The following is a 13,269-nucleotide window of genomic DNA, read 5'->3' as shown; positions in this document are numbered from 1 at the left end:
GAACTTAAAGCACAAGAATATAGCATTAAAGTATATGAAGTTATAGAATATAATACGTCCAGATACTGTGCTTATCATAACTTAGAAGTTAAGAGAAATCCTAGAGGAGTCATTAATTGTCCATTAAAACATAAACTTCATTCTGATTTAAATGGGGCTTTAAACATATTAAAGAAAGCAACAGGTAAAATCTTATCATCAATAAAGAAACCCCTATCTTTCATTGTAGAACATAACAGAGTAGCACCCATAAAAGGGGTGTAACCCTCTAGACCTCAGGAAACTCGCCCTTCAGGGCGGGGAGGAGGTCAGAAATAGCACTTAACATAGTTTTAATATTTATTCTTCTTTTTTTCTGTAAATTTTTGATGGTGTCCCCCTTCTTTTTTCTATAAACCCTTTTGCATGCGCAATTAAATGATTAAACAAATCTGCTTCGCTATAAAAGTATGATAGCTTGCAAATAGGACAGACTAATATAGATGTTCCTTTTAACTTATAAGCTATAATTTTAGACCCCTTATAATTTATTTCTGCCTCTATTAAGTCTTTTTCGTTAATTGACAAATTGTCCTCCATTTTGGCTGCCCATTAAATTTTGTCAATTAAAGCATATTTACTTTTTCTTTTTAAAATCACTATTAATTTTAGTCTAAAAATTTTAAATATAATACTAAAAATTTATTATATATGGTCAAGAGTCTCACTTAAGCTTTTTAGAGTTTCTGATGCCTTTTTGAGCATTGTTTTTCCATTTTCAGTTATTTCGTAGGATCCATTTTCAGCTTTTCTTATTAAACCTTCTTTTTCTAAACGGTACATTACAGTATATAGTGTAACAGTAGGTGGATTAAAATGGAATGTTTCTTTTATTTTTTTCTTAACTTGATATGGATATGTAGTCCCCTTTGCTAATATAGCTAAAACATAAATCCAAAGTGTATGTACAGTTATATTCTTAATTAATCTTGCCATAGCCTTACTAGTTTTTGAATCAATTGACATTTTTTTTTTCCACCTAATTTACTAATTTTTAATTTCAGGGTTAAAATTTTAATTGTATATTTAAATACATATATGAAATTTTGCATAGTATTTCAAATATTTTTGTTCTTAATGAAAAATATTTAATCCTTATATAAACAAGTTATAAGTGGCGAGAATTATGGATGCAGAGTCTATAAATAAAATTTTGGAATTAACTAATTCTCAAAACATTTGGAGAATTAAAGAAACGATAAATTTGATTGCAAGCGAAAATGTTATGAGCCCTTTGGCTTTAGCAGTTTATGTTAGTGATTTTATGAATAGATATGCCGAAGGAAAACCTTTTAAAAGATACTATCAGGGAACAAAATATTCTGACGAGCTGGAAGTTATGTCTAATGAACTTATGGGGAAATTATTGCATACAGACATGGTTGATATAAGGCCAATAAGCGGTACTATTGCCAATGCTTCAGTCTTCAGGATACTGGCTAATCCAGGAGATCAAGCAGTTATAGCTCCTGTTCAAGCTGGGGCTCATGTGAGTCACACTAAGTTTGGTACATTAGGTGCTCTTAGTATAAAACAAATAGAATTGCCATATGATGAGGAAAGAATGAATGTAGACATAGATAAGGCATTAAAAGTTATAGAGCAGATTAGACCTAAATTTGCTGTTTTGGGAGGAAGTGTTTATTTATTCCCTCATCCAGTAAAGGAAATATCAAATGCAATCCATTCTGTTAATGGAAAGCTTGTATATGATGCTGCTCATGTATTGGGATTGATTGTTGGTAATGCTTGGAGAAATCCATTAGATTATGGGGCAGATGTAATGACTGCCTCAACTCATAAAACTTTCCCTGGACCACAAGGAGGCGTTGTTGCATTTAAAGACAAAGAGTTATATAAAGAGGTTGGAAAAACAATATTTCCATGGTTTCTAAGCAATCATCATCTTCATAGGCTTCCTGCAACAGCTATTACATCTCTTGAAATGATAGAATTTGGAGAAGCCTATGCGAAACAAATTACAAGAAATGCTAAGAAACTTGCAGAGGCTTTAGCAGAAAGAGGTTTTAACGTAATAGGTGAGCACATGGGTTATACTATGAGTCATCAGGTACTTGTTGATGTATCATCTCAAGGAGGAGGAGCTAAAATAGCTAAAATGCTTGAGGACAGTAATATAATATTGAATAAAAATCTATTGCCTCATGATCCTCCAGATGCTGTTCAAAATCCAAGCGGTTTAAGAATAGGAGTTCAGGAAATGACTAGATTTGGTATGAAAGAAGATGAGATGGATCAAATAGCTGAATTTATGGAAAAAGTTGCTATTAAAAAAGAAGACACAGGCAAAATAAGAGAAGAGGTAAAAGTATTTAGAAAGAATTATCAAAAAGTGCATTATGGCTATGGATTAGATCTATTAAATGGTAAGTATAGTAGCTTGTTAAATCTATTAATATAAAGTTTTTAAAACTTTTTTCGATTCTATTACATTTTTTGTTTAAATTTTGAAAACTTATTGAAACAGTTTTATGTTTACATAACCTTTTTGGTATTTCTATTCATTATATCGTATATAATCTAATCTTAAATAATTAATTTGAGTAGTTTAGGTTATACTGGGCTATTCCATATATATCTGCTGATATACGTATTACATTCAGTGATAATAGAATAGGCTCGGAGCAGGGGGTTAGGTTGAATACTATAGTTGTTGTATCATCAGGAATGTTTGGAGACGACGCTTCGATAAAAGCAGCTTTTAAAGCCGCTGATGTATTGAGACATGATTATTCAACTACAGTTTTTGTGGAGATAATAAATAATTTCAATTTATTAAATACGTTTAATGAAATACCTAAAATAAGAATTGGTCAAAACGAGGTAGTTATAGATAAATCCGAAGATATGGATAGTATTGTTAATAAAATAGTCTCGCTTGTGTTGGAAAATATTAGCAATGAATCAATTAATGACATAGATGGAGGTATAGATTATTATATTAAGAAAGAACCTGAAGCTTATGCAGGAGTTCTGATAGAATATTAGCGTTTTAATATAAAATAATATTTAGATTTTATAAATTATAAAATAATTATAATAATAAAAATATTTAAATGCTAATTAGTATCTGATTAATACTTGGATAAAGTAGGCGTATCAAAAGATAATAATGGAGGAAAGCAGATGTCAGAAAGGAAAGCAAAAGATTTTTTGTATAAGGTGATTGCGGAGCTTTACAATAGGTCTGAATATATAGAGGTAATTGACTATCCAAGGAGTATTAATAGAAGAAGTATTGATTTAGCTGTTAAATTAAACAATGATAGATTTTTATTGATTAAAGTTGCTCATGATTTAGAGGAGATTCCAAAGGGAGAAATAGCGGAATTGCTGGGCCTTTCTTTAAGGCTTGGTATTCCATCTATAATAATAACTGAAAAAAATAGAGGTATTTTAATGGTAGATGGTGTAGTTTATGAAAAGAATGGTGCTAAGGCAGTAAAGCTCGAAACATTAATATCAGCACTAGAAAATAATGATTTATATATATTTCAAGATAAAGAAAGCTTTAAGGTAAAGATAAATCCGGAAAAGCTAAGGGAAAAAAGGATAAGCAGGAATATGAGCTTAGGTGAAGTAGCTTCTATTCTTCACGTTTCAAGAAGATCAGTATATGAATATGAAAGGGGAAGTATAGAACCTTCTGTTGATTTAGGTGAAAAGCTTGTTAATATATTTGGGGAGGATATACTCCAGCCTATAAATATATTTAGCAAGGAACATTTAGAAAAAATAGAGGTAGAAGATCAGCCTGTTGATGTTTTGGAAGAAAAAATAATTTCTAATGAATTAAAAGATCTAGGTTTTATAACTTATCATGCTAAGAGGACAGTATTAGACATAGGAGCGAAGGATAAACAAGGGAATAGATTATTAATAATAATTAGACATGGAAAAGAAGGAGCCCAAGCTCTTTCTGCTAAGGCACAAAATCTTGAGAAGCTTAGTGATACAACAAATTCTAAATCCTTTGTTGTTAGCAACGAGAAAAATTTAATAAAGGAACTGGAATTAGAAAAAGCTAAAGCTTTAACGCTAGAGGAATTCATAGAACTACTTAGGGATAAATTTGGGAACAAATAAAAACTATAGACATGCAAAAAAAGCCTCAATTTTAATTACATGTTCTGCAAAGAATTGGATAGACAAAAAGAAATCGATAAACCGCAAACCTATGAACCACCCTGAGGGAATCCTTTAGGGCGGGGAGGAGGTCAGAATGGAGCTATCTGTGCTCAGAGAAGGAAAGGCTCTAATATATGTTCCAGATACAAGAAAAGCTAAAATATCAGAAGGAATTATTGAACCATCTCATTTATCTGTGTTTTATAATCCGGTTATGGTATTTAATAGGGACTTGTCAATAATTGCTTTAAATTCCTTTATTAATTTATATTGGCCTAATAAGGAAATTGTAGCAATAGATCCTTTATCTGCTACAGGAGTAAGAGGAATAAGGTATTCTTTAGAGCTAAATAATTCATCTAAAATTATAATAAATGATATAGATAAAGATTCCTATAATATTATGATAAAAAATGTTGAATTAAATCGTTTAAAAAATGTAGAAGTATATAATAGGGAAGCGAATGCTCTTATGAGATCCCTGAGGTTCGAACAAGGTTACCCAATAAATATAATAGACCTTGACCCATTTGGCAGTGTTATTCCTTTTATGGATACTTCTATATCTATAGCGTCAAAAGGAACTCTTATAGCCTTAACTTCTACAGATTTAGCCGTTTTGGGAGGATCTAAATATTTAGCTGCTAAAAGAAAATATAGGGTTAATTTGATCAATACAAAACACTATAGAGAAATAGCAATTAGGGTTTTACTCGCTTTTATTGCGTATCTCTCTGCATCTTATGATAAAGTAATTAAACCTCTCATGTCTTATAGCGTAGACCATTATGCAAGAATTTATTTGCTTATTGAAAAAGGAGCAAAGAAATCAGAAGATATGTTAAACAAAAACATCGGATATTTTAAATATGAAAATGGAATAATAATGGATTGCCACGATTTTAATTGCTTAGGTCCAATATGGATTGGGGAGATAAGTGATGCAAAATTTATAGAAGATATGCTAAACAGATTGGGCAATTTTTCTTATATAGAAACTTTTAAAAGAAGTGAAAAATTTATAAAAACATACCTAGATGAAATGAAAGTTCAAAATTATTTTCATCAGAGACTTGATACAATCTGTCAAAATCAAAAAGTTAATATGCCTTCTCTAACTAAATTTATATCATATTTAGAAGAACTCGGATATAAATCGTTTAGATCAACTTTTTCTGATGTAGGATTTAGAAGTAATGCCCCTTATGATATTTTGATTGATTTATGTAAAAAGTTTAAAACGTAATTATAAGTTATATCCTATGTTAAAAAGTTATATTAACATTACTTCAACTTCATCATTTTCATCATATCCTTCTATGTTTTCAGGTATGATAAGTAGTCCATTAGCCTCAGTTAAGGTTGATAAAACTCCGGAAGCGGTAACAGCCAAAGGATCTATATATATTTCTCCTTTATCATTTTTTCTAACCTTTACTCTTAGGTATGTTTTAACACCAGCAATGTTAGCAACTCTTCTTGTTATTTTTCCTTTAATCTTAGGCTGTATTTCTTCTTTTATATTTCTCATAAAGTTAATCGTGGGAGATATAAATGCATAGAAAGCAGTAACTGCTGCAACCGGAAAGCCTGATACCATTATTATTGGTTTTCCATTAATTACTGCTGCACTCGTAGGCTTACCAGGTCTCATTCTAACGCCATTGAATAAAACTTTAGATTCATTTATCTTTAAAATGGCATCAACAACAAAATCATAGTTTCCAACGCTTGTTCCTCCAGTTGTTATTATTAGATCAGAAACTTTTAAAGCCAGCTCTATTTTTTCCTTTATTATTTCAATATCGTCATTAACCGTGCCTAAATCTATTGGTTTGCATCCATTTGATATAATCATTGATTTTAGTAGGGGTTTTGTGCTGTTTATGATTTTATTTTTGGAGTCTTCATTTATTTCTGCTATTTCATTTCCTGTAGATAATATTGCTATGTTTAAAGGTTTCTGGACCTTTATCTTTTTTATCCCAGCTGATATAATAGCTCCTATATGCCATGGTTTTATTATAGTATTTTTATTTATGATGATCTTTCCTTTACTAAAATCTTCTCCTATTTTGGAAACATTTTGATAAGGAGATACTGCCTTGTTTATCTCTACGATTTCACCTTTATATGTAGCATCTTCAGCCATAACTACTGAATCAGAACCCTTAGGTAAAGGAGCTCCTGTATAGATTATCATAGCTTCTCCTTTGTTTATATTTTTTATATTTTCTGGATCATCACCAGCTTTTATTTCTCCCATAATTTTTAATTGTATAGGGTTTGTTATAGATGCTCCAATAGTATCAGACGAAATGACTGCATATCCATCTACGGCACTTCTACTAAATGGAGGTATATCAACTGGAGATACAACATCTTCATAAGATATTTTTCCTGCACTTTCTTCTACATGTATTTCTTCTGGTTCTATTTTTGGCAAATTTATGTTTTCAAATAATAATCTAAGTGCGTCTTCAACTCTCATTAATTCTTTAAATCCTCTCATTTTTGCTTTGTACATTTTTACCTCAATTCTAATAAGTATATTTAAATATATATATTCTTAGACTTTTACTGCACAACCTTGAAAGCGAATTTTGCTGTTATAGCTTTGCTAAGAAATAAAGCATTTAGTATTTTGAACTATGAAAAGTTATAATATAAAGCATGAAAATTAAAATAGATGTTTTAAGGATTTAAAGGGATCTTTTAAAAATAAAATAATCCTTATTGTATTCTATGCTATAGTTCAGTTTTTTTGAGATAAAAGTTAAAATTTTTTGGGCTAGTTTTATTTTTATGTTCTTGTAATCACTAAAGCAATAATCTTTATGGTGGCATATAACTTTTTGAAAATCAAATCCATAAACATATATTTCAGACGCATTAAATATCATAGATAATGCAATTGCTCTATCTCCATCGGTAAAAGAGCCTATAGGCAAAGCACAATAAGGAGTAGAAACCTGCGTTGTATATACAACATTATCAAGGAATATATTGGTAATTTTTACTCTCATTAAATTGTCTCCATGTATATGTAAAAATTTTACATCGCTTAAAAAATTTAAGCTTCCAAGTATTTTTTGGGAGGAGTCTAAATCTGTTGTGACAAATAACATTTTCTTGCCTAAATTGTATAGGTTTACAACTCCTCCTTCAGGTCCTGCAATTATTTCGCAATCTAATAAATTATCAATTTTTCCAGGACCTACTATACATATCCTATTATTATTAATTTTTTTATTTAGTCTATATAGAATGTTGCAGAAAGAATTATCACATATTTGAGGTATAATTTCCATAGACGATTCAAGCTCTCTGTGTCTTGGATAGTTTAGGACAGGCTCAACGATATCTGTATATACATTGATTATTTTATTGGCTTTCTTCATAATATTTTCTAAGCAATTGCAATAAATATTCTGAGGCTTTTTCATATTTTTCATCCTTATTTGATGATCTTTCTACGCACCATTTTAAGCCATTTGCATAAGTTAAAAACCAAGGTTCTTTAAAACCTGCCTGAACTTTTGTTAATAAAACTAATAATTCTATTATACATCCATAACTTCTGCTATACGGTATAGCTTTTCCTTTTAATTTAAAAAAATTCTTGCAATAGAACTCAAGCCTGTCTCTTGACTCGTTTCTATATATAGCGTTGCAATAATACCAGGTTCCAATATTTTCATCTGGTTCAGGGCAATCATTATTATATTTTATCTTATCTTCAATTCTATGTTCTAAACTATCTAAAAAAAGCAGTGGATCATAGGGTGAAATAAGGTATATCTTGTTTTGTGATTCTTTGCTTAATAATTTAGCCATTTTTGTTGTTTTATATACATAAAATATTGGATCCTTGTCGTAAAGAATTCCTAATGGCATACTATGTCTAGAATTGCACAAAAATGATATAAATTCATAATAAATTCCTTTTATCATTTTAACTGACCCCCCGAAGGGTTCTCTGAGATCTAGAGGGTTAAACCCCTTTATGGATACTCTCTTATAGTATTGAGGAGATAAGATTCGACTCCCACTCTATATTCTTTAATAGTTAACTAGAGGATATTGTACCCTCAACAGCAATGTTACAACTGAAAGCCTCGCCTTTTAAGGCGGGGATGAGAAAAGCTTATAAGGGCTATTTCCTTATTAGTTATCTGGTAATAAGTAGTGGTAAAACTTAAATGCCCTAGGTGTGGGTATGTATGGGATTACAAAGGTAAGAAACAATACTATGCAACATGCCCAAATTGCATGAGAAAAGTCAATATAGCTAAATACAAGGTTGAGTAAAAATGACAGATGTAATCCCGAACAGATGAGAGAAACCCTCGCCCTTCAGGGCGGAGAGTAGGTCAGTTGAGGTAGAGGCATAACCTCATATTTCGGTGACATGTATTTTTACACAAATACATATTTCCCGAGTCCCAGGGATCTAGGAGAAAATGTTAAACCCCAGGAAGGGATAAGGGTAATTGGTTGAAGGCTCAGCCAGTGGTCTACACCTAGACGAGCAGAGCATGGCGAGTGATTTCACCTGCTAGCTATGAGGTGATGAAAATAAAGTTTTTAAATCAAACCTATGATCTGCCTGAAGGAACCTTTTAGGGCGGGATGAAATCAATTGCTATCAAAGACAAAGGTTTGTTGTTTCTTTTATCAAATGCTATCTAGGTCTCCATATAATATTCTAAGTTCATCTAAAGTTAATGCTTCGCCTTTCTTTTGCTTTTCCTCTATTTCTTTTCTCTTCTGTTCTAGTATGTTTACTTCAATACCACGTTGTTTTGCGAGTTTCATTTCTTTCAGTTTAACCATTAAGTCTCTATACTCTTGATACAATGCATCTAGTTGCTTTGTTAGATTCTCTGCTTCTTGGCTCTTTTGTTGTATTTCATTTCCTAATGCATCTATATTTTTGTTGTATTCGTCTATTTTTGGATTTATAGAAGATATCTCTGCTTTAAGTTTCCCTGCATTTTCTCTTAACTCTTTAACTTTATTTATTAGCTCTGATAGTTTTAATTTTAGTCCTTTTACATCTGCCTCCAATTCAAGTATTGAAACTTCTTCTTTTCTAGCTTTTCTGACTCTTTCTGCTAATTCCTCCAACCTATCAATTTCTTCAACTAATCTTTTTTCTTCTTCTGGAGTTAAAACACTTGTTTGTTGTCTCCATTCTAATTCTTCCATTCTTTTCTGTATTTTTCTTAAGCTTAACTTGGCTACATCTCCTTCTTTTTGAGTTATATTATGAGCTTCTTTTAATTGGTCTAACTTTGTCTTAAATTCTTTGCTTATATTATCTCTATCTTGTTTTACCTTGGCTAATTCGTCTAAAAGCTTTTTCCTTTGTTCCCTTAAAGTCTTAAATCTTTCTATCAGTTGTTTCTTTTCTTCAATCAATTTTCTTCTTTTATCTCTAAGATTCTTTATTTCTTCAATCAATTGTCTCCTACGGTTCTTTACATCTAGAATCTTATCCCTTATTTCATCTATACGCTTTAAAAAAGTCCCTTCATCAACTGGTGTCTTACTTTGTTGCTGAGAGCTTTGTTGAGCTTGATCTGAATCTACCAATCATATCACCTCTTCAATATTACCCTAGCATCTACAGCCTGAGCACCTAGGCTAGAGGCTATAAGAGGATTTATATCCATCTCAGATATTTCTGGAATATCGAGCATCAACTCCCCTACTCTCATTATAGCCTCCGCCAGCTTCCTTTTGTCAACAGGTTCTAGGCCCCTGTACCCTTCTAAAATTTTTACGCTTTTAATTTCATCTATCATTTCTTTGGCGTCGCAATTTGTTATTGGTGATATCCTCATAGATACATCACCTATCACTTCAGTATATATTCCTCCAAGCCCAAAGATTATTACAGGGCCAAATCCTTCATCTCTTTTTCCCCCAATAATTATTTCGTTTCCCCCTTTTATCATTTCCTGAACCATTACCCCTCTAATCTTAGCTTGGGGGAGCCTGTATCTAATGTTTTTAATAATGTTTTTATAGCTTTCTGTAAGTTCTTCCTCGTTGTTAATGTTTAAAATAACTCCCCCTACATCGGATTTATGTATTATATCTTCACTGATAATTTTCATAGCAACTGGAAATTTTATTTTGCTAATACATGACTTTATTTGATCATAATCCTGTATAATACAATAGTTTGCAGTATCTATACCTATAGAACTTAGTAATTCTAGAGCTTCATGTTCAAAAAGTTTACCTCTTCCTTGGTTTATAGCATTTAGAATTATCCCTCTAGCAGCATCTATAGATTCTTTTTTCAAAGAAACCCTATTGCAATTTTCAAATCTTTTTGATGAGCACCTCTTACATTGATATAATTTAGCTAATGCTTTTGAGGCTCTGTCAGGGAACTCGAATACAGGAACGCCTTTCTCCTCTAAAATATATCTCAGCTTTTCTCCTTCTTCTGCTCCAATTGTTACTACGGCTATTGGTTTGTCAAAATGTTTTTGCGAAAATTCAAAGATCACATCTGCTATAGATTGGTCCATTGTTTGAGGTTGAACTAAAGCTATTATTAAAAACATATCTGCTTCTTTATTTTCAGCTAGGATTTCTAAGACCTCCTTATAATAACTTGGTTTTGCGTCTCCAGTAAAATCTATTGGATTATGTATAGATACTCTGGGCGGAAAAATTTTTTTAAATTTTTCTTTTATTTCATCAGATATTTCTGGCACTAATAATCCATTTTCTACTAGGGTATCAGCAGCTATGACTCCATGACCTCCTGAATTAGTTATTATACAGACCCTATTTCCTGATGGTATTAAATTATAAGACATAACCTTTGCTATATCGAATAATTCTTCTAAGTCATCAGCTAATATTATATTGGCCTGTTTAGAAACAGATTTAAATACTTCATAAGAACCTGCTAAGGAAGCTGTATGGCTTTTAGCAGCACCGGCTCCTTTAGATGTTCTTCCACCTTTAATTAAAATTATTGGCTTTCCGTAAACAGATGTAACAGCTCTAGCTGTTTCAATAAATTCATATCCCTTTCCAGGGGTAATTCCTTCTATGTACATTAATATTACTCTTGTTTCGTTATCCTTTCCCAAGTATTCTAATGATTCTATTTCATCAACGTCGGCCTTGTTCCCAAAGTTTATAGCTTTACCTATGGCTATGTTTTTAGATGCCGCCCAGTCCATCAAAGTTGCTAATAATGCTCCACTTTGGCTTATAATTGATATAGGCCCACTCTTAGGCCTTCTCATCCTTTCATAAGGTAAGAAGAAAGTATCAACGCCTGTAAATGAATTATATACTCCAATGCAATTAGGACCGATTATTCTCATATTAAACTTTTTACCGATTTCTATGATTTTGTCTTGTAATTCTTTTCCTTGCTTTGTGTCTGTTTCAGCAAATCCTCCGCTCACTATAATGACTCCCTTTACATTCTTTTTACCTGCATCAACCATTATGTCAGGTACTTTATTTGCATCAACAGCTATTATTGCTACATCTATTTCATCTTTTATGTCTAATAATGATTTAAATGATTTAATACCTTGTACTTCACTATAATTTGGATTCACTACATAAATTTTTCCTTTGTAATTTCTTTGCATGCTATCTAAAATTATTCTTCCCATATTTTCTTTTTTTGGTGATGCGCCAACAATTGCTATGCTTTTTGGTTCAAAAAAGATTTTTACAGAGTTTTTTTCCATTTAGCTTTCCCCTTTCTGAATAAAATTTATTATGGCTATAATTTATATGATTTTCTTTTTAATAAATAGATATTTTTATCTTTAAATTTTCTATCGATATCCCACTAAATTTTGTTGTATGAATTAAGAGTTTATATATAAAAATAGTTAAAATCAATTAATATTATATTTATTATAGTTATTAACAAGAATTATGAATCGTTATTTAATTAGTTAATGTTTATATGGACATCCATGTTTATGAGCAACTTCATTTACTTCGCTGCAAATACCACACATAGCTTGCTGATATTTTCTCATAAAATCATCTATCTCTTTTTCAGATCTTCCTTGGAAATTTAATATTAGTTTTGCGGCCTCTTTAACTTTATTTAAGTATCTTTCGTCTTCAATTAAAATTTTCATATATCTATCTCCTCTTTTACCACTAATATAGTTATTTATTGCGGCAGGAGTTAATCCAAGCATTCTGGCAGCTGTATACTTTGAAAGCTTAAAATCATTAACCAAAACATATGCTATTGAAGCTCTTATAGATGGAATCACTAGCTTTGCTGCTATTTCACATGGCATTTCTATTGTAACTATTTCTGTGTTCTCAGTTTCTTTTGACAAATTTATCGCACCTTTTGATTCTATTGCTTTCGTTAGCTATGATGCATATTTAAAGCCTATAAATATGAATAAATATTTAGATTACAACTGAAAGCCTCGCCTTTTAAGGCGGGAATGAGAAAAGCTTATAAGGGCTATTTCCTTATTAGTTATCTTGTGGTAAGTAGTGGTAAAACTTAAATGCCCTAGGTGTGGGTATGTATGGGTCTATAAGGGCAAAAAGCAATATTATACAACATGTCCAAATTGTATGAGAAAAGTCAATATAGCCAAATACAAGGTTGAGTAATTATGTCTATGGGCAATGAGGGTTTACTAACCTTAACAGTTAATGTAAAGGTTAGCCCTGAGCCCAATTCACATAAAAAACTAGTAGATTTGATGAAGCGATATAGAGAGGCTCTTAATTACTCTATAAAAGTTATAATAGAGAATAAAGCAATAAGCCTTGGAAAAGCCCATAGACTTTTATACAAAGTTCTTAAGGAGAAATATGGTTTGCCCTCTAAAATTGCTCAGGATTGTTATAGAGAGGCTATTGCTATAGCTAAGTCTTGGCTTAAAAATACCAATAAAGGTAAGATACCTATAGTTAGGAGTCTTAGGATTTGGTTAACATATGAGCATAGCTATAGTAAGGTGATTATGTAGAGCTATTGGGAGGCTATAGGCTTAAAATTATTGGCTTGGATAGGAGATATAATAGCTACCAAAACAAAGAGGCTAG

Annotated in this window: 16 protein-coding genes; 8 read left to right on the top strand and 8 right to left on the bottom strand. The window is 31.4% G+C overall.

Annotated elements, in window-relative coordinates; translation table 11 throughout:
• The coding region (locus RXO53_RS05905; protein ID WP_410713324.1) for a zinc ribbon domain-containing protein at window positions 1–264 on the top strand (264 nt) is incomplete at its 5' end.
• A 75-nt stretch (window positions 265–339) separates the two neighbouring features.
• Here RXO53_RS05905 and RXO53_RS05900 read toward each other — a convergent pair.
• Both RXO53_RS05900 and RXO53_RS05895 read right to left on the bottom strand, forming a co-directional pair.
• Window positions 340–567, bottom strand: coding sequence for a hypothetical protein (locus RXO53_RS05900; RefSeq protein ID WP_410713323.1), 228 nt, complete (start codon window positions 565–567; stop codon window positions 340–342).
• Window positions 568–684: 117 nt separating this feature from the next.
• Window positions 685–1,005 carry a PadR family transcriptional regulator gene (locus RXO53_RS05895; protein ID WP_410713322.1) on the bottom strand — a complete coding sequence of 107 codons (321 nt, stop codon included), beginning with the start codon at window positions 1,003–1,005 and terminating at the stop codon, window positions 685–687.
• A 160-nt stretch (window positions 1,006–1,165) separates the two neighbouring features.
• Here RXO53_RS05895 and glyA point away from each other — a divergent pair, with 160 nt between their 5' ends.
• From glyA to RXO53_RS05875, 4 genes are all read left to right on the top strand, one after another.
• Window positions 1,166–2,461, top strand: coding sequence for a serine hydroxymethyltransferase (gene glyA, locus RXO53_RS05890; protein WP_410713321.1), 1,296 nt, complete (start codon window positions 1,166–1,168; stop codon window positions 2,459–2,461).
• A gap of 236 nt (window positions 2,462–2,697) precedes the next feature.
• Window positions 2,698–3,048 carry a hypothetical protein gene (locus RXO53_RS05885; protein ID WP_410713320.1) on the top strand — a complete coding sequence of 117 codons (351 nt, stop codon included), beginning with the start codon at window positions 2,698–2,700 and terminating at the stop codon, window positions 3,046–3,048.
• Between the two features lie 93 nt (window positions 3,049–3,141).
• A complete protein-coding gene (locus tag RXO53_RS05880) occupies window positions 3,142–4,146 on the top strand; it encodes a transcriptional regulator (protein WP_410713319.1) in 1,005 nt (334 codons plus the stop codon).
• Window positions 4,147–4,282: 136 nt separating this feature from the next.
• Window positions 4,283–5,434: a hypothetical protein gene (locus RXO53_RS05875; protein ID WP_410713318.1), complete on the top strand. Its 1,152-nt coding sequence runs from the start codon at window positions 4,283–4,285 to the stop codon at window positions 5,432–5,434.
• Between the two features lie 27 nt (window positions 5,435–5,461).
• Here RXO53_RS05875 and glp read toward each other — a convergent pair whose 3' ends face one another.
• From glp to RXO53_RS05860, 3 genes are all read right to left on the bottom strand, one after another.
• Entirely contained in the window at window positions 5,462–6,715 is a 1,254-nt protein-coding gene (gene glp / locus RXO53_RS05870; protein WP_410713317.1) for a gephyrin-like molybdotransferase Glp, read from the bottom strand.
• Between the two features lie 175 nt (window positions 6,716–6,890).
• Window positions 6,891–7,634: a hypothetical protein gene (locus tag RXO53_RS05865; RefSeq protein WP_410713316.1), complete on the bottom strand. Its 744-nt coding sequence runs from the start codon at window positions 7,632–7,634 to the stop codon at window positions 6,891–6,893.
• A complete protein-coding gene (locus RXO53_RS05860) occupies window positions 7,573–8,142 on the bottom strand; it encodes a hypothetical protein (RefSeq protein ID WP_410713315.1) in 570 nt (189 codons plus the stop codon). Before RXO53_RS05860 ends, RXO53_RS05865 begins: the two co-directional genes overlap by 62 nt.
• A gap of 234 nt (window positions 8,143–8,376) precedes the next feature.
• Here RXO53_RS05860 and RXO53_RS05855 point away from each other — a divergent pair, with 234 nt between their 5' ends.
• The gene (locus tag RXO53_RS05855; protein ID WP_410712395.1) at window positions 8,377–8,499 is read left to right on the top strand and encodes a hypothetical protein; all 123 of its coding nucleotides are present in this window, start codon (window positions 8,377–8,379) and stop codon (window positions 8,497–8,499) included.
• A gap of 366 nt (window positions 8,500–8,865) precedes the next feature.
• On the opposite strand, the gene RXO53_RS05850 is transcribed toward RXO53_RS05855, so the two are convergent.
• The 3 genes from RXO53_RS05850 to RXO53_RS05840 all read right to left on the bottom strand — a co-directional run bounded on the left by RXO53_RS05850 (window position 8,866) and on the right by RXO53_RS05840 (window position 12,542).
• Window positions 8,866–9,786: a coiled-coil protein gene (locus tag RXO53_RS05850; protein ID WP_410713314.1), complete on the bottom strand. Its 921-nt coding sequence runs from the start codon at window positions 9,784–9,786 to the stop codon at window positions 8,866–8,868.
• 5 nt (window positions 9,787–9,791) lie between these two features.
• Window positions 9,792–11,927: an acetate--CoA ligase family protein gene (locus RXO53_RS05845; RefSeq protein ID WP_410713313.1), complete on the bottom strand. Its 2,136-nt coding sequence runs from the start codon at window positions 11,925–11,927 to the stop codon at window positions 9,792–9,794.
• A gap of 213 nt (window positions 11,928–12,140) precedes the next feature.
• Window positions 12,141–12,542 carry a transcriptional regulator gene (locus RXO53_RS05840; protein WP_410713312.1) on the bottom strand — a complete coding sequence of 134 codons (402 nt, stop codon included), beginning with the start codon at window positions 12,540–12,542 and terminating at the stop codon, window positions 12,141–12,143.
• Window positions 12,543–12,708: 166 nt separating this feature from the next.
• Here RXO53_RS05840 and RXO53_RS05835 point away from each other — a divergent pair, with 166 nt between their 5' ends.
• Window positions 12,709–12,831: a hypothetical protein gene (locus RXO53_RS05835; protein WP_410713311.1), complete on the top strand. Its 123-nt coding sequence runs from the start codon at window positions 12,709–12,711 to the stop codon at window positions 12,829–12,831.
• A 2-nt stretch (window positions 12,832–12,833) separates the two neighbouring features.
• Complete coding sequence (locus RXO53_RS05830) at window positions 12,834–13,193, top strand: hypothetical protein (protein WP_410713310.1); 360 nt, start codon at window positions 12,834–12,836, stop codon at window positions 13,191–13,193.
• The last annotated feature ends 76 nt before the right edge of the window (window positions 13,194–13,269 follow it).

Origin of the sequence: Caldisphaera sp. (assembly GCF_046536515.1) — an archaeon.
Classification (GTDB): domain Archaea; phylum Thermoproteota; class Thermoprotei_A; order Sulfolobales; family Acidilobaceae; genus Caldisphaera.
This window is presented reverse-complemented; position numbering and strand designations above follow the sequence as displayed.